The organism is Lentzea miocenica (assembly GCF_033949945.1).
In the GTDB taxonomy this organism is placed as follows: domain Bacteria; phylum Actinomycetota; class Actinomycetes; order Mycobacteriales; family Pseudonocardiaceae; genus Lentzea; species Lentzea miocenica.
In genome coordinates, this window is sequence record NZ_JAXAVW010000005.1 from 114,811 (window position 1) to 138,684 (window position 23,874).

The 23,874-nt window shown below is 68.7% G+C and carries 25 protein-coding genes; 15 read left to right on the forward strand and 10 right to left on the reverse strand.

The annotated features are described in order from the left end of the window. The first annotated feature begins 29 nt into the window (after window positions 1-29). Complete coding sequence (locus SK803_RS08030) at window positions 30-575, forward strand: hypothetical protein (protein WP_319965164.1); 546 nt, start codon at window positions 30-32, stop codon at window positions 573-575. Here SK803_RS08030 and SK803_RS08035 read toward each other — a convergent pair. From SK803_RS08035 to SK803_RS08050, 4 genes are read right to left on the reverse strand one after another with little or no spacing between them, the layout of a single operon-like run. Then, window positions 525-1,373 carry an alpha/beta fold hydrolase gene (locus tag SK803_RS08035; RefSeq protein WP_319965165.1) on the reverse strand — a complete coding sequence of 283 codons (849 nt, stop codon included), beginning with the start codon at window positions 1,371-1,373 and terminating at the stop codon, window positions 525-527. The two genes, SK803_RS08030 and SK803_RS08035, sit on opposite strands and share 51 nt — an antisense overlap. Beyond that, window positions 1,373-1,939, reverse strand: coding sequence for a GNAT family N-acetyltransferase (locus SK803_RS08040; protein ID WP_319965166.1), 567 nt, complete (start codon window positions 1,937-1,939; stop codon window positions 1,373-1,375). Before SK803_RS08040 ends, SK803_RS08035 begins: the two co-directional genes overlap by 1 nt. Window positions 1,940-1,949: 10 nt before the next feature. Next, window positions 1,950-2,303 (reverse strand): VOC family protein, encoded by a 354-nt coding sequence (locus SK803_RS08045; RefSeq protein WP_319965167.1) that lies wholly within the window; start codon window positions 2,301-2,303, stop codon window positions 1,950-1,952. A 9-nt stretch (window positions 2,304-2,312) separates the two neighbouring features. Beyond that, window positions 2,313-3,251: a sigma-70 family RNA polymerase sigma factor gene (locus SK803_RS08050; RefSeq protein ID WP_319965168.1), complete on the reverse strand. Its 939-nt coding sequence runs from the start codon at window positions 3,249-3,251 to the stop codon at window positions 2,313-2,315. Between the two features lie 56 nt (window positions 3,252-3,307). Between SK803_RS08050 and SK803_RS08055 the strand changes: the two genes are divergently transcribed. Next, window positions 3,308-3,901, forward strand: a complete 594-nt coding sequence (locus tag SK803_RS08055; RefSeq protein ID WP_319965170.1) for a maleylpyruvate isomerase family mycothiol-dependent enzyme — start codon at window positions 3,308-3,310, stop codon at window positions 3,899-3,901. Here SK803_RS08055 and SK803_RS08060 read toward each other — a convergent pair. Continuing rightward, window positions 3,894-4,343, reverse strand: a complete 450-nt coding sequence (locus SK803_RS08060) for a MarR family winged helix-turn-helix transcriptional regulator (protein ID WP_319965171.1) — start codon at window positions 4,341-4,343, stop codon at window positions 3,894-3,896. The two genes, SK803_RS08055 and SK803_RS08060, sit on opposite strands and share 8 nt — an antisense overlap. Before the next feature lie 54 nt (window positions 4,344-4,397). Here SK803_RS08060 and SK803_RS08065 point away from each other — a divergent pair, with 54 nt between their 5' ends. The 3 genes from SK803_RS08065 to SK803_RS08075 all read left to right on the forward strand — a co-directional run bounded on the left by SK803_RS08065 (window position 4,398) and on the right by SK803_RS08075 (window position 8,515). After that, complete coding sequence (locus tag SK803_RS08065; RefSeq protein WP_319965172.1) at window positions 4,398-6,374, forward strand: MMPL family transporter; 1,977 nt, start codon at window positions 4,398-4,400, stop codon at window positions 6,372-6,374. Between the two features lie 14 nt (window positions 6,375-6,388). Further along, complete coding sequence (locus SK803_RS08070; RefSeq protein ID WP_319965173.1) at window positions 6,389-7,492, forward strand: winged helix DNA-binding domain-containing protein; 1,104 nt, start codon at window positions 6,389-6,391, stop codon at window positions 7,490-7,492. A 69-nt stretch (window positions 7,493-7,561) separates the two neighbouring features. Further along, the gene (locus SK803_RS08075) at window positions 7,562-8,515 is read left to right on the forward strand and encodes a zinc metalloprotease (RefSeq protein WP_319965174.1); all 954 of its coding nucleotides are present in this window, start codon (window positions 7,562-7,564) and stop codon (window positions 8,513-8,515) included. Window position 8,516: 1 nt separating this feature from the next. On the opposite strand, the gene SK803_RS08080 is transcribed toward SK803_RS08075, so the two are convergent. Further along, a complete protein-coding gene (locus SK803_RS08080; RefSeq protein WP_406601501.1) occupies window positions 8,517-8,792 on the reverse strand; it encodes an MmyB family transcriptional regulator in 276 nt (91 codons plus the stop codon). Here SK803_RS08080 and SK803_RS08085 point away from each other — a divergent pair. Next, window positions 8,792-8,929, forward strand: coding sequence for a hypothetical protein (locus tag SK803_RS08085; RefSeq protein WP_319965176.1), 138 nt, complete (start codon window positions 8,792-8,794; stop codon window positions 8,927-8,929). The genes SK803_RS08080 and SK803_RS08085 overlap by 1 nt on opposite strands. Window positions 8,930-9,072: 143 nt before the next feature. Here the strand turns inward: SK803_RS08085 and SK803_RS08090 are convergent, their stop codons facing one another. The 4 genes from SK803_RS08090 to SK803_RS08105 all read right to left on the reverse strand — a co-directional run bounded on the left by SK803_RS08090 (window position 9,073) and on the right by SK803_RS08105 (window position 12,205). Then, entirely contained in the window at window positions 9,073-10,590 is a 1,518-nt protein-coding gene (locus SK803_RS08090) for a tetratricopeptide repeat protein (protein WP_319965177.1), read from the reverse strand. Between the two features lie 13 nt (window positions 10,591-10,603). Continuing rightward, window positions 10,604-11,308, reverse strand: a complete 705-nt coding sequence (locus SK803_RS08095; RefSeq protein ID WP_319965178.1) for a hypothetical protein — start codon at window positions 11,306-11,308, stop codon at window positions 10,604-10,606. 96 nt (window positions 11,309-11,404) lie between these two features. After that, window positions 11,405-11,560, reverse strand: coding sequence for a hypothetical protein (locus SK803_RS08100; RefSeq protein ID WP_156094138.1), 156 nt, complete (start codon window positions 11,558-11,560; stop codon window positions 11,405-11,407). Between the two features lie 15 nt (window positions 11,561-11,575). Then, window positions 11,576-12,205, reverse strand: coding sequence for a nucleoside/nucleotide kinase family protein (locus SK803_RS08105; protein WP_319965180.1), 630 nt, complete (start codon window positions 12,203-12,205; stop codon window positions 11,576-11,578). Between the two features lie 275 nt (window positions 12,206-12,480). On the opposite strand from SK803_RS08105, the gene kdpF reads away from it, so the two are divergent. The 9 genes from kdpF to lysA all read left to right on the forward strand — a co-directional run bounded on the left by kdpF (window position 12,481) and on the right by lysA (window position 23,833). Continuing rightward, window positions 12,481-12,579, forward strand: coding sequence for a K(+)-transporting ATPase subunit F (gene kdpF, locus SK803_RS08110; protein ID WP_319965181.1), 99 nt, complete (start codon window positions 12,481-12,483; stop codon window positions 12,577-12,579). Continuing rightward, the gene (gene kdpA, locus SK803_RS08115) at window positions 12,579-14,201 is read left to right on the forward strand and encodes a potassium-transporting ATPase subunit KdpA (RefSeq protein WP_319965182.1); all 1,623 of its coding nucleotides are present in this window, start codon (window positions 12,579-12,581) and stop codon (window positions 14,199-14,201) included. Before kdpF ends, kdpA begins: the two co-directional genes overlap by 1 nt. Continuing rightward, entirely contained in the window at window positions 14,198-16,147 is a 1,950-nt protein-coding gene (gene kdpB, locus SK803_RS08120; RefSeq protein ID WP_319965183.1) for a potassium-transporting ATPase subunit KdpB, read from the forward strand. Before kdpA ends, kdpB begins: the two co-directional genes overlap by 4 nt. 1 nt (window position 16,148) lies before the next feature. Beyond that, window positions 16,149-16,682 (forward strand): potassium-transporting ATPase subunit C, encoded by a 534-nt coding sequence (locus tag SK803_RS08125; protein WP_319965184.1) that lies wholly within the window; start codon window positions 16,149-16,151, stop codon window positions 16,680-16,682. Further along, window positions 16,679-19,177, forward strand: coding sequence for a sensor histidine kinase KdpD (locus tag SK803_RS08130; protein WP_319965185.1), 2,499 nt, complete (start codon window positions 16,679-16,681; stop codon window positions 19,175-19,177). The genes SK803_RS08125 and SK803_RS08130 overlap by 4 nt, the downstream gene beginning before the upstream one ends. Continuing rightward, complete coding sequence (locus SK803_RS08135) at window positions 19,174-19,851, forward strand: response regulator (RefSeq protein WP_319965186.1); 678 nt, start codon at window positions 19,174-19,176, stop codon at window positions 19,849-19,851. Before SK803_RS08130 ends, SK803_RS08135 begins: the two co-directional genes overlap by 4 nt. Before the next feature lie 76 nt (window positions 19,852-19,927). Further along, on the forward strand, window positions 19,928-20,842 hold the full coding sequence (locus SK803_RS08140) for a glycoside hydrolase family 16 protein (protein ID WP_319965187.1): 915 nt from the start codon (window positions 19,928-19,930) through the stop codon (window positions 20,840-20,842). Window positions 20,843-20,921: 79 nt separating this feature from the next. Then, entirely contained in the window at window positions 20,922-22,412 is a 1,491-nt protein-coding gene (locus SK803_RS08145) for an amidohydrolase family protein (protein WP_319965188.1), read from the forward strand. Between the two features lie 110 nt (window positions 22,413-22,522). After that, window positions 22,523-23,833: a diaminopimelate decarboxylase gene (lysA, locus tag SK803_RS08150; RefSeq protein WP_319965189.1), complete on the forward strand. Its 1,311-nt coding sequence runs from the start codon at window positions 22,523-22,525 to the stop codon at window positions 23,831-23,833. Window positions 23,834-23,874 lie beyond the last annotated feature (41 nt).

Below are 23,874 nucleotides of genomic sequence, written 5' to 3' on the forward strand. Positions count from 1 at the left end.
CGACACCACGAGAGAAGGAGTGCACCGCGATGACTACCACCCGCAAGCTCAGCGGCCGCGCCCGCAAGGCCGTGCTGCTCGTGCACGTCCTGTCGGCGGCGGCGTGGCTCGGCATCGACCTCGCGCTGGGGATCCTCGTCGTGGTCGCACTGTCCACAACGGACGTCAACACGGCCGGCGTGGCGATCCAGGCGATCGACATGTTCGCGATCTGGCCGATGTTCGGGGCCAGCATCGTCTGCATGATCTCCGGCGTGGTGCTCGGTGTGACCAGCAAGTACGGGCTGGTGAAGTACTGGTGGGTGGCGATCAAGCTGTTCATGAACGTCGGCATGTCGCTGCTCATCGCGTTCTCGCTGCGGCCGGGCGTGGCCGAGGCGGCGCGGATCGGCGAGCGGATGCTGGCGGGCGACCCGACCGCGGTCATCCCGTCCGGGATCATGCACCCGGTCGTGGTCGCGCCGACGCTGCTGCTGTTCGCCTACATCTTGTCCGTCTTCAAGCCGTGGGGCCGGATCCGCAAGTCAGCCGAGCCAGTCAAGCGCCAGCGCCGCGACCTCGTCGGGGCGGTCTAGCTGCAGGAAGTGCCCGGCGCCCGCCACGATCTCGACCCGCGAACCAGGGGCGAGACCCGTGGCGGCGTCGGCGTACTTGTCCGGCGTGATGCACCCGTCCTCAGCGCCCGCGAGCACCAGCATCGGGATCTTCGCCGGCTTCTCGGAGATCTTCGCCAGTTCAGCGAGCTCGGGATCGTGCAGTGACCGGTCGAAGTTCGCCCGGTACAGCTTCAAAGCGTTGGCCCGCAAAGCGGAATCGGCGTACATCTCCCGGACGTACTGGGGCACGTCGAGGCCGGGCGACCAGGTCCGCCACAGGTAGCTGATCAATGTGTCGTTCAGCAGCCCCTCGGCCACACCGGGCACCTGGAACATGAACAGGTAGAAGAACCGCTGCTGCTGCGCCGGATCGTCGAAGATCGTCCGCAGCGCGGCAGGCGGCGGCACGGACATCGTGATGACCTTCCGCACCAGGTCCGGCCTGATCGCCGCCAGCCGCCCGGCCACCCCGGCTCCGATGTCGTGCCCGATCACGTCCAGCGGCTCGTCGGACAACGCCGCGTTGACAGCCGCGGCGTCGGCGGCGAGCGTGAGCCCGTCACCGAACGGCAGCTGCCCGAAGGTCGACGGGTGGTGCCCGCGCAGGAACGGCACGACCACCCTGCGGCCCGCCGCGACCAGGCGTTCGGCGAGCGGCCCGAACGATGCCGGGTGGTCGGGAAAGCCGTGCCAGCACACGACGATCGGCCCGTCACCCGCGGCCAGCGCCGGGAAGTCCAGCCGCTCGGTGCGGATGACGATCTCGCCGAAGTCCATCAGAAGTCCACCCGCATCACGAATCGCCGTTTCGTGGGGTGCGTGACCTGCACGAACCCCGCCTCCTCGAACACCTGCCGCGCACCGACGTGCATCTCACCCCAGGTGACGTTCTGGCCCGGCGCGGCGATCATCGGATACGCCTCGACCGCGCGGGCCCCGTTCTTGCGCGCGTGCTCGACGGTCGCCGCCGCCAGCTCGTAGGTGAGGCCCTGCCTGCGGAACCCCTTGCGCACCACGAAACACGTCACGGCCCACACGCCGTCATCGTCTTTGTCCTCGGCACGCCCTTTCCACGGAATGGGCATGCTGAGCAACTTCGCGTAGTCGCACCGGGGTTCGACCGCGACCCACCCGGCGGGCTGGTCGTCCACACAGGCCACCAGCCCGCTGCCCCGCGCCGACTGCTCCTCGTGCGCCGCAACGCGTTCGTCGAACGTCGAGTCGCGCCACATCCAGCCCTTGACCTTGTACCGCTGGCAGTGGCACTTGCCAGGCTCGGACCCGTCGAAGATCGCCTCGACGTCCTCCCACGGCACCTCGTCCGACGACACGATGCGGATCACGAAGACAAGACTAAAGGTCCTGGGTGAGGTTCACGGGGTTTCCGTCCGGATCGAAGACGTGCGCGACGCGTTGTCCCCACGGCATGTCGTTCGACGGCCCCTGCACGCGTCCACCCGCGGGTTCGACCAGCGGCAGCAAGGCGTCGACGTCGTCCACCCCGATGCTGAGCGTGATCCGCGGCGGCACCGAGACGTCGGCCGGTTCGGCGACGAGACCGAGCTCGGCATCGCCGATCTTCAGCGTCTTGTAGAACACCTTCCCCTGCTCCGGATACCGGAACACCTCGACCGCCCCGAGAACCTGCTCGTAGAACGCCTGCACCGGTGGTAGGTTCGGCGTCACGATGATGGGCTGGATCGCCATGGACTCCTCCTAGTCGTCCGCAGAGGTACGGGACGGCCGCGCGGAACTCATCGGTGCGCCGAAGATCGGCAGCAACTCGTCCACGTTCAGGAACGTCGTGTTGCCCGTGACCAGCCCGCCGCGCACATCGATGAACACCAGCCCGAACGGCTGCTCCATGCCGGGCCGCATCTGCCAGTAAGCGGGCGAAGCGTTGGCACGGACCGGCACCAGCCACGCGCCTTCACAGGCCGAGTTCGGATCGCTCAACGCCAGCGAGATCGGCCCACGTCCGCGCAGCCACCAGCTGAACGGCGGCATCGACATCGTCGCGTCCTCGTGCAGCAACGCCACCAGCGTCCGCACGTCGTGCCGCTCGAAAGCCTCGCAGTACCGGCTGAGCAGCGACTTCTGCACAGGATCGGCCGGATTCAGCGGCTCACCGGGATCGACCGCCCGCAAGGTCGACCGCGCCCGCTGCAACGCTGAATTGCCCGACGCGACCGAGATGTCCAGCAGCGTGGCGACCTCGGAGGCCTTCCACGCCAGCACGTCACGCAGGATCAGCACCGCGCGCTGACGAGGTGGCAGGTGCTGCAGAGCGGCCACGAACGCCAGCCGCACGGTCTCCCGGCGGATCGCCTGGTCCTCCGGCAGGACCTTGGCGTCGGGCACGGGTTGCACGAAGACGCGTTCGGACAGGGGCGCGCCGATCTCCCCGCCGGCCGGTCCCAGATCAACGGCAACGGCCCGGCGCTGGGCGGATCGCAGCATGTCGATGCAGATGTTGGTGGCGATGCGGTAGAGCCAGGTCCGCAGCGAAGCGCGTGACGAGTCGAAGCTGTCGTACGCCTTCCACGCGCGCACGAGGGTCTCCTGCACGGCGTCCTCGGCCTCGAAACCGGAGCCGAGCATGCGGTAGCAGTAGCCGTTCAGCTCGATCCGGAACGGCTCCAGCGTCTCGATCACGCAAAAGACCCTACGCGGACCGATGAGTTTTCGCGGGCTGGTCCGTACGAACGGACATGACCGAAGACATCAGACGAGCAGTAGCGGCAGAACGGCTTGACCAGGCAGAACTCCTCGCCGGGCTCAGCGAGGAGCAGTGGGACGCGCCGAGCCTGTGCGCGGGCTGGCGGGTGAGGGAGGTCATCGCGCACACGACCCTGCCGTATCGCAGCTCAACCGCGCGAGTGCTCAAGGAGATGCTGAAGTCGGCGGGCAGGTTCAACCACGCCTCCGACCGCATGGCCAGGAAGGACGCCGCGGCACTGTCCACGAATGACCTGGTCAGCACGTTGCGGGACAACGCCGAACACCCGTGGACACCACCTGGCGGCGGTCCGGCCGGCGCTCTGTCGCACGACGTCATCCACGGCCTCGACATCACCGTCGCGCTCGGTCTGGACCGCAAAGTGCCCTTGGAACGCCTCCAACTGGTGCTCGACGGAGTGAAGCCGGGTCACGTCAAGTACTTCGGCGCGGACCTCGACGGCAAACGGCTGGAGGCCACCGACCTGGACTGGACGTTCGGCGAGGGCAGCCCGGTCCGAGGGGAGGCCCAGGACCTGCTGTTGCTGATCTGCGGACGCACCCTCCCGGCGGGAAGACTCAGCTGACCTCGTCCCGCACCCGCGCCGTCGCCTCGGTCGTGGCCACCAGGAACCGGGCCACGACCTGACGATCCGCGTCGCTCATCTGGTCCCAGGCCGCGGCGAACTCACGGGCCAGCGGCTGGAAGAACGTCGAGGCCAGCGCCGTCGCCGCGGAGAGCACCCGGAGCTCGACGCGGCGGCGGTCGTCCGGATCGCGCTCGCGCACGACGTGACCGGCCTTCGTGAGCCGGTCCAGCACCGACGTGGTGGCCGAGGCGCTCAGGTTCAGCGCCTTCGCGAGCGATCCGGGCGTCATGGGGGAGCGGGCCGTCATGATCAGGTTCAGGGCTGTCATGTCGGTCGGGTGCAGCTCGTGAGCAGCGCTGAAGATCTCCAGGAACCGGTTCGACTCCATCACCAGAGCGCGCACCAGCATGCTCAGGTCGTAGTCACTTGCCTCGCTCACGTCGCCAGCTTACAGTTCGGCCATCGAATCATTCGACGATCGAAGGAATGTCTGATGCGAGTCCTGGCCGGGGTCCTGCTCGTGGTGTGGCTGGCCCTGGGCGGCTTCACCGGGCCGTACGCGGGCAAGCTCTCGGAGGTCGCGGAGAACGACAGCAGCGCGTTCCTGCCGAACTCCGCCGAGTCCACCCAGGTCGCTGAGCTGCAGAAGAAGTTCCAGCGCGCCAACGCGATCCCGGCGATCATCGTCGTCGAACGGCCCGGTGGGCTGACCGAGGACGACAGGAAGTTCCTCGCCGAGCGCGGCAAGGGCTTCCAGGCGTCACCGGTGATCCCCGCGCCGAACGATGCGGAGGCCGCCCAGCTCGTCGTGCTGCTCGACCCGGCGAAGGAGGTCCGCGACTCGGTCGTGGAGCTCCGCGACGGCGCCAAGAACGCCCCGGAAGGCCTGAAAGTGCTGGTCACGGGACCGGCCGCGCAGGTAGCCGATCTCGTGAAGGCGTTCGGCGGGATCGACGGGCTGCTGCTGATCGTCGCGGGCGCGGTGGTCGCGTTGATCCTGCTCGTCGTCTACCGAAGTCCGTTGCTGCCGGTCGTCGTGCTGGTGTCGGCGGTGTTCGCGCTCGGGCTGGCCAGCTTCGTCGTGTACCTGCTGGCCAAGAACGACGTGCTCGCGTTGAACGGCCAAAGCCAGGGCATTCTCTCGATCCTCGTGTTCGGCGCCGCGACGGACTACGCGTTGCTGCTCGTGTCGAGATTCCGCGAAGAACTGCGCGACACCCAGGACAAGTACACGGCCATCCGCACGGCCTGGCGCGGCACGATCGAACCCATCGCGGCCTCCGCCGGCACGGTCATCCTCGGCGTGCTGTGCCTGCTGTTCAGCGACCTCGACTCGAACAAGGGTCTCGGACCTGTTGCCGCCATCGGCATCGGCGCCGCGCTGCTCACCACGATGACGTTCCTGCCCGCCACCCTGGCGTTGGTCGGGCGTGGCGCGTTCTGGCCGTTCGCGCCGAAGCTCGGCTCGCCGCACCCGGAGACGAGCGGCCTGTGGGGCCGCGTGGCAGGTCTGGTGCGCAACAAGCCGCGTGCGATCTGGATCGTCACGACGCTCGTGCTGCTCGTCGGTGCCGCGTTCCTGCCGCAGCTCAAGGCGTCCGGCACCGCGCAGTCCGACGTGTTCCTGACCGAGGTCGAATCCGTTGCGGGACAGGAAGTTCTGTCGAAGCACTTCCCAGGTGGGACCGGGTCACCGACAGTCATCATCGCCGCCGAGAGCAAGACGGCGGAGGTGCTGCGGAAGTCCAAGGTGGACGGTGTCGCCGACGTCCGGCCGTCCGGCACTGCAGAAGGCCTGGTCCGCATCGAGGCCACGCTGAATTATGCTCCGGACTCGGACGCGGCGGTCGAGACCGTGCAACGGATTCGCGCGGCGGTGCACGGGATCGACGAGGCGAAGGTCGGTGGGCAGACGGCGACGTTGCTGGACACCAGGACGACGTCGGAGCACGACCGGTTGCTGATCATCCCGATCGTGCTGGTGGTGATCTTCCTGGTGCTGGCGCTGCTGCTGAGGTCGTTGCTGGCGCCCGTGTTGCTGATCGGGACCGTCGTGCTGTCGTTCGCGGCCACGATGGGCGTGTCGGCGCTGGTGTTCAACCACGTCTTCGACTTCCCCGGCTCGGACCCGGTGGTGCCGCTGTTCGGGTTCGTCTTCCTGGTGGCGCTGGGCATCGACTACAACATCTTCCTGATGACCCGCGTCCGCGAGGAGACCCAGCGCCTGGGCACGGTCGAAGGCACGTTGAGAGGCCTCAGCCTGACCGGTGGCGTGATCACGTCCGCCGGTGTGGTGCTGGCGGCGACGTTCGCCGCGCTGGCCGTGCTGCCGATCCTGTTCCTCACGCAGATCGCGTTCATCGTGGCGTTCGGCGTCCTGCTGGACACCTTGCTGGTGCGGTCGTTGCTCGTGCCGGCGCTGTCGGTGGACATCGGTGGCCGAATCTGGTGGCCGTCGAAGCTGAGGTGAGTCAGGATTCCGGCATGACCTTCACGGCACGTCAGCTGAACCGCGCCACGCTCCACCGGCAGATGCTGCTGGAGCGCGAACCGGTCGATGTGCTGACCGCCGTGGACAACGTCGTAGCGATCCAGGCGCAGGAACCCGCGTCCCCGTACATCGCGCTGTGGAACCGGATCGAGGGCTTCGATCCCGCCGATCTGGACGAGGCGTTCGCGAACGGGGTGGTCCGCAAGGCATCGCTCATGCGGATCACCTTGCACACGGTCACGGCGGCCGACCACGCGGTCTTCCACCACGCGATGCTGCCCGCCCTCAGAGCGTCCCGGCTGTACGACAAGCGGTTCAAGGGCATGAACATCACGATCGAGCAGGCCGACGCGTTGCTGGAGCACCTGCTCGAGTTCGCGCGGACACCCCGGCAGAAGGCCGAGATCGAGGAGTTGCTGCACTCGCACGTCGGGGACGTCGGTGAGCCCGGCGTCTGGTGGGCGCTGCGGACGTACGGCGGTCTCGTGCACGCCCCGACGGGCGGGCCGTGGTCGTTCGGGCTGAGGCCGTCCTATCAGGCTGTCGCGGCCGAGCCTCGGGAACGGCTGGAGTGCCTGGCCGAGATGCTCCGCCGGTACCTCACCGGGTTCGGGCCCGCGACCGTCCTCGACATGAACCAGTTCACGATGCTGCCCCGCACCGCGATCCGGGAGGCGCTGGTGCTGCTGGACCTGGTGAAGGACGGCGACTACTACGACGTTCCAAACCGGACGATCCCGGACGGGGACACCCCGGCACCGCCACGGCTGATGGCCATGTGGGACAGCACTTTGCTGGCCTACGCCGACCGCAGCCGAATCATCCCGAATGACTATCGCAAGCTCGTGATCCGCAACAACGGCGACACACTGCCGACACTCCTCGTTGACGGACACGTGGCAGGAGTGTGGCGCACGACCGAGGACGGCGGCGTCGAGGCGACCGCCTTCCACGCGCTGAGCGAGGACCAGTGGGCCGGTCTCGCCGAGGAGGCCGCGGCGCTGCGAAAGCTCCTTGACGTGCGGGAACCGCAGGTCTACCGGCGTTACTCCCGGTGGTGGAGCGGCCTGCCGGCCCATGAGGTTCGTATTGTGTGAAAACGTCAACATCCACAAAGGACCCATGCGTGAGTCACTATTCCTCCACCCTGCATGGAGGAAAGTTCAATGTCTCTCACGAGAAACCGCGTGCTGCCGGCGTTCGCCGCCGGACTGCTCGCGGCGGGCGCGATCACCCTGCTCGGCGGTGCTCCTGCCACCGCTGTCGCCGGTGCGACGCACTGCGTCGACGAGCACGACTCAGCTCGCGCGCTGCCCGGAAGCCACGGCCAGGAGCGCAACGAGGTCAGCGATGCCGAGGCAGAGCGGATGAACGCCGACCTGCGGCAGAAGATCCGGGCCAAGGCCCAGACCCGCACCGGTCTCTCCGCGGCGGCGGCGGGCGGCACGATCCCCGTCGTGTTCCACGTCGTCACCGGCACCGGCGGGGCCGGAGCGCTCTCCGAAGCCGTCATCGCCAAGCAGATCGAGGTCCTCAACCAGGGCTTCGCCGGTGCCGAACTCCCCGGCACGGCCGCGAACACCGGGTTCACGTTCGTGCTGCAGGAGACCAAGTACTGGTCGAACAACGCATGGTTTACGGGCGTGGACACCGAGTCGACCGAGCGCGAGATGAAGACCGCCACCCGCGTCGGCGGTGCCAGCACGCTCAACGTGTGGAGCACCAACACCAGTTACCTCGGCTTCGCGACGTTCCCGAACTGGTACGCGGGCGACCCGAAGATGGACGGCGTGGTCTTCAAGTACACGAGCGTGCCCGGCGGTTCGGCGACGAACTTCAACCTGGGCAAGACGCTCACGCACGAGACCGGCCACTGGATGGGCCTCTGGCACACCTTCCAGGGCGGCTGCAAGGCGACCAACGACGAGGTCGCCGACACCCCGGCGCAGAGGAGTTCCAGCACGGGGTGCCCGGAGGGCCGCGACTCCTGCCGCCTGGAGGGTCTCGACCCGATCCACAACTACATGGACTACTCGTACGACTCTTGCTACAACCAGTTCACCCCTGGCCAGAACACCCGCATGCAGAGCGCCTGGACGGCGTACCGCAGCGGCAAGTGACCTAGAGGTGTGACGAAGGGGCGCCGCTCTCGAGCGGCGTCCCTTTCGCTTGCGCCGAAAGCAAAAGGAACCGCAGACCGTCCTTTGAGGCCTCGTCCTGTGCGGTGCAGGCGATCAGCAGCTGATCCGGGTGAGTGTCCACGGTGAACTGCTGCACGTCGAGCGCCAGCCTGCCCGCCGCCGGTGGTAGGTCTTCACGAGCTGGCGCGGGCCGCACCTGATGCGCCGCCCACCACGTGCGGAAGTCCGCGTCCCGCACGCTCAACTCGCCGACCAGTGCCCAAGGACTTCCACTGGGTCGACGGGGCCACGCACGTCGATCTGCACGACAAGTTCGTGCCACAGGTCGCCGAACGGGTCGCGGAGTTCTTCGCGCCGAGCCTCCAAGCATCTGCAAGTACTACCAACGCTTGATCGAATCGCCCTCAACTACACCCAACCTGTCTGGGGCTCAGAGGGTTTGCCCAGTTGGTAGTAGGAAAGTGCTTGTTGATGTCGAGTTGGTGGTACTTGCAGACGCCATCAGGGATACGTGCTGGGTTGCTCGGGTACGCGGTTCAGATCTGGGCGGCTACCGAACGGGCGTGGTCCAGTTCGCGTTGATAGCGGCCGGGGTTGGCGGCGGCGAGTTCCTCGTGCAGGGGGAGGGACTCGGTGATCGCGGCCTCGGCCTCGGCGCGTTCGGCTCGCAGCAGGCGGATCCGCGCGTGGTCGGTGAGCGCGTCGGCCAGCAGGTAGGCGTACCCGTCCGGGTCGGCGGCGTGCCACTCGCGGTACTCGGCGACCGACTGCAGCGACGCCTCCAACGCGACGTCGTGCTGACCGGCGTGGGCCGAAGCAAGAGCGAAGGTGTTGCGCGCCATGGCTTTGCCGTGTGCCGTCTGGTACAGCTCCAATCCCTTCGCGGCGGCCTCCGCGGCCTCGGCCCAGGCACGGCGGGTGATCAGGGCGCTGGCCCGGTTGGTCAACGCCCGCGCGAGTTCCCTGCGGCCGAGCTCCTTGTCCGCGTACCTGGTGGCGAGGGCGATGGCCTCGTCACTGGCAGCGAAGGACTCGTCGAGCCTGCGGACGTCGTGCAACCGGCTGGCGAGGCCGATGAGCGCGAGGGCGGCCCGGAGCTCCGTCTTCATGACCATCGCACGGCCTTCGGCGTTCGCGGCGAGCTCGCGGTAGCGGTCTGCCGACTCCTGCGCCGCCTCGATCGCCTCCGCGTCGAGTCCCATGTCGTGCAGCCGGTTGGCGTGGTTGTTGAGCGCACCGGCGAGGTGACTCAGGAACTCCTGCTCCTTCTTGCGTTCCGCACGCTGCCGGATGACGGCCACGGCTTCGGCGTGGGACGCGCGGGCGTCCTCGAACCGGCCGAGGCGCAGCTGCAGGGTGCTCAGCTCGTCGAGGACGGTGTAAAGGCGCACGGCCTGCTCCCACGAGTGTTGCCGCCAGAACGCGGCGGCCTCCGCGGCCGAGTCGGCCGCCCGCTCGAGGTCGCCGATCGTCGCGAGCCGTTGCGCGTACTCCAGCTGGGCGTGCGCGAGGCTGTAGCCAGGTGGCGGCCCGTCCTTGACGGGCTTCTGCTCGCGCAGCTCGGCGACCGCCTCCTCGGCGTTGCGGGCGGCCTCGGCATGCCTGCCCAGCTTGCCCAGCAGGTCGGTGATCCAGTACCTGGCCTCGTTGGCGACCACGGTGTTGTACCTGCCGGGCACGGCCAGCTGGGCGGCGAGCGCGTGCCCCTCCAGCGCCACCGGCAGCGCCTCCTCGTACAACTCCTGCCGGATGAGGTTGGTGCGCAACGCGGTCAGCACCCTACGCAGGTCCTCCGAGGGACCGGCCTCCCTGCGCAGTTCCAGCATCTCGTAGTACGTGCGCCGCGCCAGGTCGGGCCAGCCGGCGTCCTCGAACGTCTCCGCCAGATAGCCCAGAGCCGTCGGCAACGCGTCAGGCTGGGGCCACGTCTCGCGCGGGGTGTCCCGCAGCTCCTCGACGACGGGGAACTGGATCCGCATGATCTTGTACGGGTCCGGATAGGCGTCCTTGGCTGTGCGGTGCCACGTTTCCTCGCGGCGCACTCGCTCGATCACGAGCGAGTAGATATCACGTGGTGCGCACCTCGGGGACGACCTTCGCCACATCCGGTTCCGATGTAACGGAAGCAAGCCGCTCGCTCATCGTGCCGCCCTCGGGAATCCCGGCGGGGGAGGGAATCTTGCCCAGCAGGTACCCGGCATGACTCACCCCGAGCAACACCAGGAACGCGTCCGAGAACGCAGGCAACCCGGCGATGCCCGCGGGGTTGTTCACGGCCCTGAGCGCCGCGACCGCCTGCGCGACGTAGAGCAGCACCAACAGCACCGTGATGACGAAGTTCTGGAACTTCGCGAGGTCGATGGACCGGCCGGCCGAGGCACCCTCCTCGACGGTCAGCATCTCCCACAGCCGCCCGCGTTCCTTGCCACGGGGGTAGGCCGCCACGGAGTCCGGCCGGCTGGTGCTCTTCGCGACCTTGACGGCCGCCGACACGACCCCGGACCCGACCGCGATGCCGAGCAACCACAGCACCTGGCTCGGGATCTGGAACCCGGCCACGTCGACCTGCCCGGCCGCGAACCGCCCGAACGCCATGCCGCTGATCAGCGACAGCAGCACGACCGTCCACACCATGACCTGGACGCGCGACAGGCTGTACCGGCCGCGGGCGTCGCGCAGGACGTTCTGCGCGCCCAGGCGGCTCGGGACCACCACCGCGAGCAGCACGATGACGAGAGCGGACACGATCCAAGCCCAGAACGTGGTCGCCATGGGGGCCTCCTCGTTACACCGTTCGGACGCTGTGGCTGATACGTCGTCGCGAGGCCACCAGGCGTTATCACGTTGGGTAACGATTCGGGGGTCGGTCTACCAGTGGCAGGCGGTGTCCGGCTCGCAGCACGGCGCCAGGAAGCGGCAGCTCGGGCAGATCCACTTGGAACCGTTGCCGTACGGGCGCAGGTCGTCGGACTCGCACTGCGGGCACTGGGGGAGTTGGACTGTCTTCTTGGCCGGCTCGGTCACGCGCGACACCGTACTTCAGGGCCGGCGAAGCCGCGGGCCGGCGAGGTCGTTGTAGTCGATCACCAGGGTCGCCCGTGCCGCCGGATCGCACTTCGCCAGGTACAGCTGTTGGCCCTCGACGTAACGCCGGTTGCGGGAATCGTCCGGATCGGACGGACTGCCGTCGCGCCCAGCCATGCGCGCCACGGAGACCGCGAAGTCCACCGCCAGGAACACCGAGAAGTCCCAGTGCTCCGGGAGTTCGTCCCGGTGCAGGAAGATCCCATCGACCAGCAGGATCGCGGACGGTGGCGCGACCTCGGCCCGTGTGTCCACGTAGGCGTCCGTCTCCAGGTCGTGGCTCGCGCGCCGGAACGGTCGCCCGTGAGCGAACGGCACGAGCAGGTCTCCGATGAACCGCGAGTAGTCGAAGCTGTCGAGGAAGAAGCCCTCCGGCGACGTCCTGCCGCGCCGCCAGCGGATCTTCCGCGGGTGGTGGAAGTCGTCGACGGACACGCGGACCACGGCGCGGCCTCGTGAGCGCAGCACCGAAGCCAGGTCGTCGCAGAACGTCGTCTTGCCCGCGCCGTCGACCCCGTCCACCGCGACCAGGCCCTCAGACGGCAGCAGGCCGGCGACCTCGTTGAGCACCTCGGTTCGCGTCACTCGGCCGACGATTTCACACATCGTGACCGCGATACGCCCTGTCGGATGAGACCCAGGTCTCCCCGGCCTCAAGAACGCGTAAAAGCCGGACCCAACCCCGTAAGGACGTTGTCAGGCACCCCCTGATCAGGCATTTCCTGATGCACGCTTCCGGTCGTCATAGGAAAGAACCTTGTCGTTGAAGGGAGCGGCGTCATGGCCGACCTGGCCTACGCGTTGCTGCTGATCGGGAGTTTCGTCGTGCTGGGCCTGACGGTGCGTGGACTGGAGAAGTTGTGAGCACGGGACTTGTCGCGAACGCCGTCGCCGGCGTGATCGCGCTCGGGCTGATCGTCTACCTGTTCGTCGCACTCATCAGGCCGGAGAAGTTCTGATGTCACCTCTCGTGGCCGGCCTCCTGCAGGTCGGCATCCTCGTCGCGGCCCTGGCGGTCGCGTACCGGCCCCTCGGCGACTACATGGCGCGCGTCTTCGAGAACAAGAGCCATTCGAAGCTCGAACGAGCGATCTACCGGTTCGCGCGGATCGACCCGGACGCCGAGCAGAAGTGGAGCACTTACGCGTACGGCGTGCTGGGCTTCTCGTTCGTCGGCATCGTGTTCCTGTACGTCGTCCAACGCGCGCAAACCCTCTTACCGTTCGACTTCGGCCGCGGCAACGTCGAGCCCGGCATGGCGTTCAACACGGCGATCAGCTTCGTGACCAACACGAACTGGCAGTCGTACGTGCCGGAAGCCGTCATGGGCCACACGGTCCAGATGGTCGGCTTGACCGTGCAGAACTTCGTGTCGGCCGCGGTCGGTCTCGCCGTGGCGGTCGCCCTGATCCGGGGCTTCGTCCGGAGCCAGACCGACCGGCTCGGCAACTTCTGGGTCGACCTCACCAGGGGCACCATCCGGATTCTGCTGCCGCTCGCGTTCATCGCGGCGATCGTGCTGATCGCGTTCGGCGTGACGATGAGCCTCAAGTCCGGTGTGGACATTGACGGCCAGACGGTGGCCAACGCGCCGGTTGCCAGTCAGGAGGCCATCAAAGAGCTCGGCACCAACGGCGGCGGCATCCTCAACGCGAACTCGGCGCACCCGTTCGAGAACCCGAACGAGTGGTCCAACCTGATCGAGATCTTCCTGATCCTGGTCATCCCGGTGGCGCTCACCCGCACGTTCGGCCGGCTGGTCGGGCAGACCAGGCAGGGTTACGTGCTGCTGGGCGTCATGGGCGTCATCTGGACCGCGATGCTCGCGGTCATCTGGGGCGCGGAAGTGAGCGGCATCAGGCCGTTGGAGGGCAAGGAGCTCCGGTTCGGCATCCCCGGCAGCACGATCTTCGCGGACGCCACCACAGGCACGTCGACCGGCGCGGTCAACTCGCTGCACGACAGCTACACCGGGCTCGGGGGCGGCGGCGCGTTGCTGAACATGCTGTTCGGCGAGATGACACCGGGCGGTGTCGGCACCGGCCTGTACAGCATCCTGGTGATGGCGATCATCGCGATGTTCCTGGCGGGACTGATGGTCGGCCGCACGCCCGAGTACCTCGGCAAGAAGCTGGGGCGCAAGGAGGTCACGGCCGCGGCGGTCTCGATCCTCGCGATGCCGACGGTGTTGCTGATCGGTGCGGGCATCGCGGCGATCCTGCCGAGCACGCAGGGAGCGCTCAACAACCCTGGTGCGCACGGGCTTTCGGAGATCCTCTACGCGTATGCGTCAGCGTCGAACAACAACGGGTCAGCTTTTGGCGGCATCACGGTGACGAGCGACTGGTTCCAGTCCTCGCTGGGGCTGTGCATGCTGTTCGGCCGGTTCATCCCGATCATCGCGGTGCTGGCGCTCGCCGGATCCCTTGCGGCGCAGAAGAAGGTGCCTGTCACGGCAGGCACGCTGCCCACCACCGGGCCGCTCTTCGCGACGTTGCTCACCGGCTCGATCGTGCTCGTCGCGGCGCTGACGTTCGTTCCCGCTCTCGCTCTTGGTCCCATCGCGGAGGCACTGCAGTGACCACCAAACCCGGTCTCACGGCCGCCGTTCCCGAGGCCTTGAGGAAGCTGCACCCGCGTCACCAGTTGCGCAGCCCCGTCATGTTCGTCGTCTGGGTCGGTTCGCTGCTGGTCACCGCGTTCACCGTGATCGACCCGAGCGTGTTCACCATCGCCGTCGCGGCGTGGCTGTGGTTCACCGTGTTGTTCGCGAACCTCGCCGAGGCCGTCGCGGAAGGGCGCGGCAAGGCGCAGGCCGACTCGCTGCGCCAGACCAAGAAGGACGCGGTCGCCAGGCTGGTCAACGGCGACGTCGTGGCCGGCACCGAGCTCAAGATCGGTGATCTGGTCGTGGTCGAGGCCGGCGAGGTCATCCCCGGCGACGGTGACGTGGTCGAGGGCATCGCGACCGTCGACGAGTCGGCGATCACCGGCGAGTCCGCGCCGGTCATCCGCGAGTCCGGCGGTGACCGGTGCTCGGTCACGGGTGGCACGACCGTGCTGTCCGACCGGATCGTCGTCAAGATCACGACCAGGCCCGGTGAGTCCTTTGTGGACCGGATGATCGCGCTCGTCGAAGGCGCCGAGAGGCAGAAGACGCCGAACGAGATCGCGCTGACGATCCTGCTGTCCACGTTGACGATCATCTTCCTGCTCGCAGTGGTGGCGCTGCAGCCGTTCGCGATCTACTCGGGCGGCGAGCAGTCGGTGGTCGTGCTGACCGCGCTGCTGGTCTGCCTGATCCCGACGACGATCGGCGCGCTCCTCAGCGCGATCGGCATCGCGGGCATGGACCGGCTGGTGCAGCGCAACGTGCTCGCCACCTCCGGCAAGGCGGTGGAGGCCGCCGGTGACGTCGACACGTTGCTGCTGGACAAGACCGGCACGATCACCTGGGGCAACCGGCGGGCGACCGAGTTCATCCCGGTCGGCCCGACGTCCGAGGAAACCCTGGTGGCGGCCGCGCGGCTGGCCAGCCTGGCCGACGACACCCCGGAAGGCCGCAGCATCCTGGACCTCGCGGGCGGGCAGCCCGCGACCGAGCACGAGAAGACCGGCGAGTTCGTGCCGTTCACCGCGCAGACCAGGATGAGCGGCATCGACCTGGGCGACCGGATCATCCGCAAGGGCGCGGCGTCCGCGTTCGAGCTGACCGACACGGCTCGCGAGATCGTGGACGAGATCAGCGCGCAGGGCGGCACCCCGCTGGTCGTCGCGGAGAACGGAAACGTCCTCGGCATCATCCGGCTGTCAGACGTGGTGAAGCCCGGCATGAAGGAACGGTTCGCCGAGCTGCGCGCGATGGGCATCCGCACGGTCATGGTCACCGGCGACAACCCGTTGACCGCCAAGGCCATCGCGGACCAAGCGGGTGTCGACGACTTCCTCGCGGAGGCCAAGCCAGAGGACAAGATGGCCCTGATCCGCCAGGAACAGGAGGGCGGCCGCCTGGTCGCGATGACCGGTGACGGCACGAACGACGCCCCGGCGCTCGCCCAGGCGGACGTCGGTGTCGCGATGAACACCGGCACGTCGGCCGCGAAGGAGGCCGGCAACATGGTCGACCTCGACTCGGACCCGACCAAGCTCATCGAGATCGTGGAGATCGGCAAGCAGCTGCTGATCACCCGCGGCGCGCTCACCACCTTCAGCGTCGCGAACGACCTGGCGAAGTACTTCGCGATCCTGCCGGCGATGTTCGCGGCGATCTACCCGGCGCTGGACAAGCTCAACATCATGCACCTGGCCACGCCGCGGTCGGCGATCCTGTCGGCGGTGATCTTCAACGCGCTGATCATCGTGGCGCTGATCCCGCTGGCTTTGAAGGGCGTCCGCTACCGGCCGTCCAGCGCGTCGGCGTTGCTGCGGCGCAACCTGCTGATCTACGGCCTCGGCGGCGTCGTGACGCCGTTCGCCGGGATCTGGCTGATCGACCTGCTCGTCCGACTCATCCCCGGGATTGGCTGACATGCGGAACTTTCTGAAGCAGTCGTGGGCGGGTCTGCGGATCCTGCTCGCACTGACCCTGCTCGTCGGGGTGCTCTACCCGATGGCGGTGTGGGGTGTCTCGCGGATCCCCGGCCTGCACGCCAACGCCGAAGCCACCGGCACGACGCTGGTCGCCGTTGCCCGCGAAGGCGACAAGTACTTCGTGCCACGGCCGTCCGCCGCGACGCTGCCCGCGTCCGGTGGCTCGAACAAGGGCGAGCTGAACGAGGACTACACCTTGGTCGTCGCCGAGCGCCGCACCGCCGTGGCGCAACGCGAGGGCGTGCCCGAGGACCAGGTGCCGCAGGACGCCGTCACCGCGTCGGCTTCCGGCCTCGACCCGCACATCAGCCCGGACTACGCGGCGTTGCAGGTGCCCCGCGTGGCGCGCGCGTCCGGGCTGTCCGTGGAGAAGGTCCGCGAGTTGGTCGCTGCCAACACTCACGGCACCTTCACCACCACCGTCAACGTGACGGCGCTGAACCGTGCCATTGACGGGAGGTCCCAAAAATGAACACAGCCGGTCGCCGGGGTGAGCTGAGGATCTACCTCGGCGCCGCTCCCGGCGTCGGCAAGACCTTCGCCATGCTCGGCGAGGCCCACCGGCGCCGGGAGCGCGGCACCGAGGTGGTCGTCGGACTCGTGGAGACCCACGGCCGCGACAAGACCGCTCAGCTGCTCCAGGACCTCGAAGTGGTGCCGCGCAAGGTGATGCGGCACCGCGGTCTCGACGTCGAGGAGATGGACGTCGACGCGATCCTGGCGCGCGGGCCCGAGGTCGCGGTGATCGACGAGCTCGCGCACACCAACGCGCCGGGCTCGCGCAACGAGAAGCGGTGGCAGGACGTCGAGGAACTGCTCGAAGCGGGCGTCGACGTCCTGTCCACGGTCAACGTCCAGCACCTCGAGTCGCTCAACGACGTCGTGGAACGGATCACCGGTGTGCGGCAACGGGAAACCGTGCCGGACGAGGTGGTCCGCCGCGCCGAACAGGTCGAGCTGATCGACATCACCCCGGAGGCGTTGAGGCGGCGTCTGGCGCACGGCAACGTGTATCCGGCGCACCGCATCGACGCCGCGCTGGGCAACTACTTCCGGCTCGGCAACCTGACGGCGTTGCGCGAGCTGGCCCTGCTGTGGGTGGCGGACCAGGTCGACGTCGCGTTGCAGCGGTACCGCAGCGAGAAGTCGATCACGGACACCTGGGAGACCAGGGAACGGGTCGTCACCGCGATCACCGGCGGCCCGGAGAGCGAGACGTTGATTCGCCGGGCGCGCCGGATCGCGACCAGGGCGGGCGCGGAACTCCTGGTGGTGCACGTGATGCGCGGCGACGGGCTGACCGGCGTCACGCCCGAGCACGTCGCCAGGTCCCGCAAGATCACCGAGGACGTCGGCGCGACGTTCCACTCGGTGGTCGGCGACGACGTGCCGACGGCGTTGCTGGAGTTCGCCCGCGGGGTGAACGCCACTCAGCTCGTGCTGGGAACCTCGCGCAGGTCACGGGTGGCGCGGGCGTTCGACGAGGGCATCGGCGCGGCGGTGGTGCAGGAGTCCGGCGCGATCGACGTGCACATGGTCACGCACGACGAATCGCGGCGCGGGCCGCGGTGGAAGATCGGCACCGACCCGTTGTCGTTGCGGCGCAGGCTGATCAGCTGGGGTCTCGCGCTCCTGCTACCGGTGGCGGTCACCGGGCTGGGCATGCTGTGGCGCGACGAGGTCGACTACTCGACGGACCTGGTGACGTTCCTGCTGGTCACCTGCGTGGTGGCGATCGCGGGAGGCCTCGGGCCGGCGTTGGTCTGCGCGTTCTTCGGCGCTGGGTTGCTCAACTTCTTCTTCACCGAGCCCTACTACAGCCTCACGGTGAACTCCCCGGAGAACGTGATCACCCTGGTGGCCATGGTGATCGTGGCGACGGCGGTGGCGCTGACCGTCGACCGGGCGGCGCGGCTGGGGGAGCAGGGCGCACGGGCCCGGACCGAGGCGGCGTTGCTGGCTTCCTACGCCCGCACGGTGCTGACCTCGCCGTACCCGTTGGCGCGGCTGCTGGAGAAGATCCGGGTGAACTTCGGCCTGGAGTCGGTGGCGTTGCTGGAACGCCGTGGTGGCGCGTGGGAACGGGTGGCGTGCGTCGGGCCACGGCCGTGCGACGAGCCGGACGAGGCCGACGCGGACGTGATGGTCACGTCCGACATCCACCTGGCGTTGCGCGGCCGCGTGTTGCCCGCCAGCGATCAGCGGGTGCTGGAGGCGGCGGCAGGGCAGGCGCTGATGGCGTTGCGCCAGCAGCGAATGGCCGACGAGGCACGGGACGCGCGACGCAAGGTCGAGACGACCGAACTGCGCACGGCCCTGCTGTCGGCGGTCGGCCACGACCTGCGCACGCCGCTGACGTCGATCAAGGCCGCGATCGGCAGTCTGCGCGACTCCAGCCTGCCACTGTCCGAAGAGGACGTGACCGAGCTGATGGCGACCGTGGAGGAGTCCGCGGACCGGTTGACCGGCCTGGTGGACAACCTGCTCGACTCGTCACGGCTGGCGACCGGCTCGGTCGAACCCGTGCTGCGGCCGGTCGGCTACTACGAGGTCGTGGCTCGGGCGCTCGCCGGCACAGCTGGACAGGTGTCGGTGCAGGTGGCCGAGGACCTGCCGCCCGTGCTCGCGGATCTGGGCCTGCTGGAACGCGTGATCGCGAACGTGGTGGACAACGCGTTGCGGCACGGCCGTCCGTCGCCGGTGGCGATCCGCGCGAGCCGTCACGGATCGTCCGTCGAGCTGCGGATCGTGGACCACGGTCGCGGCCTGCCGAAGAAGGCGGGGAACAAGGTGTTCGCGCCCTTCCAGCGACTCGGCGACCGCGACGCCACCCCCGGCGTCGGCCTCGGGCTGAGCGTCGCGAAGGGCTTCACCGCCGCCATGGGCGGGGAGATCAGCGCGGAAGACACACCGGGCGGCGGGCTCACCGTGGTGATCTCGTTGCCCGCCTACGAGGAGAGGCCATGACCTCTGTACTGGTGGTTGACGACGAACCGCAGATCGTCCGCGCGTTGAGGATCAACCTCAGCGCGCGGGGATACGACGTGATGACGGCCTATGACGGCAGATCCGCGCTCGGCGTCGCGGTCGAGGGCAAGCCGGACGTCGTGGTGCTGGACCTCGGCCTGCCCGACATCGACGGTGTGGAGGTGATCGCCGGTCTGCGCGGCTGGTCGAGCATCCCGATCATCGTGCTGTCCGCCCGCACCGACTCCAGGGCCAAGGTCGAGGCGCTGGACGCGGGCGCCGACGACTACGTGACCAAGCCGTTCGGGATGGACGAACTCCTGGCCCGGCTGCGTGCGGCCGTGCGGCGCGGCCTGGCGCGCGAGGTGGGTGACCCCGTGGTCGAGACGTCCTCGTTCGTCGTGGACCTGGCCGTGAAGAAGGTCCGGCGCGACGGCCACGAGGTGCACCTGACCCCGACCGAGTGGGGTCTGGTGGAGATCCTGGCGCGCAACCCTGGCCGGCTGGTGTCGCAGAAGCAGCTGTTGCAGGAGGTGTGGGGACCGATGCACGTCAACGAGTCCCAGTACCTGCGCGTCTACTTCGCCCAGCTGCGCCGCAAGCTGGAGGACGACCCCGCGCACCCGCGGCACCTGATCACCGAACCGGGAATGGGGTACCGGTTCGAGGTGTGAGCGGTTGACGCGGAGGGCGTGAGAGCGCTTCCATGGAGGTCCGCTGCCGTGCGATAGTGACAGAGAGGTCATCATCGTGGCTCGAAAACTTCGGTATGCGCTCCTGGCGCTGCTCCTGGTGCTCCCGCTGTCCGGCGTCGCCCGAGCAGCGGTCCCGCCGACCCCGCCCGGCTGGACACTGGCCTGGTCGGACGACTTCAACGGCGCGAACAACACCGCGCCGAACTCGAACAACTGGATCGTCGACACCGGTCACGGCTACCCCGGCGGACCCGGTAACTGGGGCACCGGCGAGATCCAGCGCTACACCAACGACCGCGCGAACCTGCGCCTCGACGGCACCGGCAACCTGCGGATCATCCCGTGGCGCGCGGCCAACGGCGAGTGGACCTCCGCCCGGATCGAGACCCGCCGGTCGAACTTCAAGGCACCGGCGGGCGGCGTGCTGCGCATCGAGGGCCGCATCCAGATGCCGAACATCACCGGCTCCGGCGCGCTCGGCTACTGGCCCGCGTTCTGGGCGCTGGGCTCGCCGTACCGCGGCAACTACTGGAACTGGCCGAGCATCGGTGAGTTCGACATCATGGAGAACGTCAACGGCATCAACAGCGTCTGGGGCGTGCTGCACTGCGGCGTGAACCCCGGCGGCCCGTGCAACGAGACGAACGGCCTCGGCGCCTCCCGTGCCTGCCCCGGCAGCCAGTGCCCCGGCAACTTCCACACCTACCGCTTCGAGTGGGACCGGTCGGTCAGCCCGAACCAGCTCCGCTGGTACGTCGACGGCCAGCAGTTCCACACCGTGCGGCAGAACCAGATGGACGCCGCGTCCTGGAACAACATGACGTCCCACCAGGGCTACTTCATCCTGCTGAACGTCGCGATGGGCGGTGCGTTCCCGAACGGCGTGGCCGGCCGCGGCACTCCCGTTCCGGAGACGACGCCCGGTCGTTCGATGGCCGTCGACTACGTGGCGGTGTGGACCCGACCGTAGTTCCTCCGGCTGGCCCTACTGCTCCACCGCCCCGAAGTCGCTAGCGTGAAAGCAGGGGACTTCGGGGGAAGGTGGAGCGGTGGGGGATCTGGCGCGCCGGGACGTGTTGTCCTGGCTGGGGAAAGGCGCACTCGGAGCGGTCGCGCTGGGTGCCGTGGGGCAACCCGCGATGGCGGCGAGCGGCGTGACCGTGCTGCGCGGGGCGACGCTCGTCGACGGCACCGGCCGTTCGCCCGTCCACGACGCGACCGTCGTGCTGGCCGGCGACCGGATCCTGGCCGCCGGTCGCCACCGCGACATCCCGCGTGGCGTGCGGGTGATCGATCTGGCCGGGAAGTACGTGATCCCCGGCCTGTGGGACCTGCACACCCACGCGACGTTCCTCGAGGACACCGTCGCGCCGCTGCACGTCGTCCAGGGCGTCACGGGCATCCGCGAGATGTGGGGCCAGCCGGAAACCCACGACACCCGCCGTCGCATCGAGTCCGGCGAGATCCTCGGCCCCCGCATGGTGATCGCCAGCGCGATCGTCGACGGCCCCGGATCGATCTGGCCCGGCTCCGACGTCGTCCGCACCCCGCAGGAGGCCCGCGCCGCCGTGCGCCGCGCGAAGGACGAGGGAGCGGACTTCGTGAAGGTCTACTCGTTCCTGTCCCCGGAGTGCTACGCGGCCATCGCCGCGGAGGCCCGCAGGCTGCGCATCCCGTTCGCCGGCCACGTACCTGCCCGCGTGCCGGTGCAGGACGCGCTCGCGCAGCACACCCACGAACACCTCTACAACCTGTTCACGTCCACTTCGGACAACGCCGATACCCTCTACGCCCAGCTCCGTGCGATGCCCGACGACCCGGCCGACCCGAACTGGTGGGGCCGCCACGGAGGCCGCATCGAACGCGCGGCCGTCGCCACCCATTCACCGGCTCGTGCCCGCCGGCTGTTCGCGGCCATGGTCGAGCGGGGCACCTGGCAGTCGCCGACGCTCTTCGTCGAACGGAACATGTCCCGCTCACCCGAGACGATCACGAACGACCCGGTGGCTCTCGAACGGATGCGCTACGTCCCGGTGGCCCTGCGCGAGCAATGGCAGACGATCATGTCCGGCCGCCCCACGCGCACGCCCGAGCAGGTCGCGGAACTGCGGATGTTCGGCGACGCCCGCATGCGCCTGCTGCGCGAAATGCACGAGGCAGGAGTCGGTGTCGTCGCGGGCACCGACGCGGGGTTCGCCTACGTGTTCCCCGGCTTCTCCCTGCACGACGAACTCGCGCTCCTGGTGCAGGCCGGACTTTCGCCCACAGCGGCGCTGCGGGCGGCTACCAGCGAAGCCGCGCGCTGCCTCGGACTGGAGCACGAGACGGGCACGGTCACGCCCGGCAAGCAGGCGGACCTGGTCGTGCTGGACGCGGACCCGTTGCGGGACATCACGAACGTCAGCCGCGTCCACGCCGTCGTCAGCCGGGGCCGCTACCTCGGTCCGGCCGACCGCGCGCGAATCCTCCAGGAGATCGAGGCCGCCGCGCGGGAACCGGTCGAGGCGCCGGTGACGGCGATGGGGTGCTGCGCGCACTGATGTGGCCCCCGCCACCGTGATCGTCAGGATCGCGTCAAGGTCGCCGTCGCCCGTGTCAGGGTCTCGTCCGGGATCTGGGCACGGACCGCCCTCAGGCGTGTGCTGGACACATGACACTCGCCGAGTTGTTGCCCAGCATCGGATGCGCCACCGAGCCGGTGCTGGAAGACGGTCTCTGGCCGGACGGCACCCGCCTCGCCGGCCAGGACCTGATCATCGGTGGACTCCCGGCCACGCAGCTGGCGGCCCGGTTCGGCACCCCGTGCCAGGTCCTGGACGAACTGACCGTCCGCACCAGGGCGAGGGCGTTCCGCACGGCGCTCCCGGAGGCGGAGGTCGTGTTCGCGGGGAAGTCGTTGCCCTGTCCCGAGGTCTACCGGTGGATGGCGCAGGAGGGCCTGTCCCTCGACGTGTCGTCCGCCGGGGAACTCGCGCTGGCCAGGGCCGCGGGCTTCCCCGCGCGGCGGATCATCATGCACGGCAACGTGAAGACCGCCGAGGACCTGAAGGCCGCGCTGGAGTACGGGGTCTCGCGGATCGTCGTCGACTCGCTCGACGAGATCGCCCAGCTGGGTGCGTTGGCGAGGCACGGCCAGGAGGTCATGATCCGGGTGACGCCCGGCATCGACGCCCACACGCACGCCAAGATCGCGACCGGCGTCGAGGACCAGAAGTTCGGCTTCTCGCTCGCGTCCGGCGCCGCCCTGGAGGCGATCCTGCGAGTCGTGGAACAGCCGTCGCTGAGGCTCGTGGGCCTGCACTGCCACATCGGATCGCAGGTCAGGCACGTTGCGAGCTATGAGGAAACCGTGCGGCGGATGGTCGGCCTGATCGCGTCCTGCGGCACCAGGATCGAGCAGCTGGACCTCGGCGGCGGTTTCTGCGCGCCGTACCTGCGGGACGAACCGGACTTCGATCTCGCGGGGTTCGCCCACCGGATCACCGGCGCCCTCAACTACGAGTGCGCACTGCACCGCGTGCCGCCACCGCGCATGCTCATCGAACCCGGACGGTCGATCGTCGCGAACGCCGGCGTCACCCTCTATCGGGTGTGCGCGGTCAAGGCCTCAGCGCGCACCTTCGTGGCCGTCGACGGCGGCATGAGCGACAACCCGCGCCCCGCCCTGTACGGCGCCAAGTACGCGGTCCGCCTCGTCGGTCGCGGTGGCGAACCCAAGCCGGTGACGGTCGTCGGCAGGCATTGCGAGGCCGGCGACGTGCTGGCCGAGGACGTGCCGCTCCCCGCCGACGTGCACGCGGGAGACCTGCTCGCCGTCCCCGCGACGGGCGCCTACCACCACGCGCTGGCCTCGAACTACAACCAGGTGTGCCGGCCGCCGGTCGTCGCCGTCAAGGACGGCGTCGCGAGGCTGATCGTGCGCAGGGAAACCGAGGAGGACCTGCTGCGCCGATACCTTTGATCAAACCGCCGCCGAGTCGAACGCATGTTCCCTAGAGTGGC

Coding starts and splice junctions, on each gene's coding strand:
- SK803_RS08065 (WP_319965172.1), top strand. CDS start 4,398: ATGCGAGTCCTGGCCGGGGTCCTGCTCGTGGTGTGGCTGGCCCTGGGC.
- SK803_RS08070 (WP_319965173.1), top strand. CDS start 6,389: ATGACCTTCACGGCACGTCAGCTGAACCGCGCCACGCTCCACCGGCAG.
- SK803_RS08075 (WP_319965174.1), top strand. CDS start 7,562: ATGTCTCTCACGAGAAACCGCGTGCTGCCGGCGTTCGCCGCCGGACTG.
- lysA (WP_319965189.1), top strand. CDS start 22,523: ATGACACTCGCCGAGTTGTTGCCCAGCATCGGATGCGCCACCGAGCCG.
- SK803_RS08035 (WP_319965165.1), bottom strand. CDS start 1,373: ATGGACTTCGGCGAGATCGTCATCCGCACCGAGCGGCTGGACTTCCCG.
- SK803_RS08125 (WP_319965184.1), top strand. CDS start 16,149: ATGCGGAACTTTCTGAAGCAGTCGTGGGCGGGTCTGCGGATCCTGCTC.
- SK803_RS08095 (WP_319965178.1), bottom strand. CDS start 11,308: ATGGCGACCACGTTCTGGGCTTGGATCGTGTCCGCTCTCGTCATCGTG.
- kdpA (WP_319965182.1), top strand. CDS start 12,579: ATGTCACCTCTCGTGGCCGGCCTCCTGCAGGTCGGCATCCTCGTCGCG.
- SK803_RS08055 (WP_319965170.1), top strand. CDS start 3,308: ATGACCGAAGACATCAGACGAGCAGTAGCGGCAGAACGGCTTGACCAG.
- SK803_RS08130 (WP_319965185.1), top strand. CDS start 16,679: ATGAACACAGCCGGTCGCCGGGGTGAGCTGAGGATCTACCTCGGCGCC.
- SK803_RS08045 (WP_319965167.1), bottom strand. CDS start 2,303: ATGGCGATCCAGCCCATCATCGTGACGCCGAACCTACCACCGGTGCAG.
- SK803_RS08030 (WP_319965164.1), top strand. CDS start 30: ATGACTACCACCCGCAAGCTCAGCGGCCGCGCCCGCAAGGCCGTGCTG.
- SK803_RS08135 (WP_319965186.1), top strand. CDS start 19,174: ATGACCTCTGTACTGGTGGTTGACGACGAACCGCAGATCGTCCGCGCG.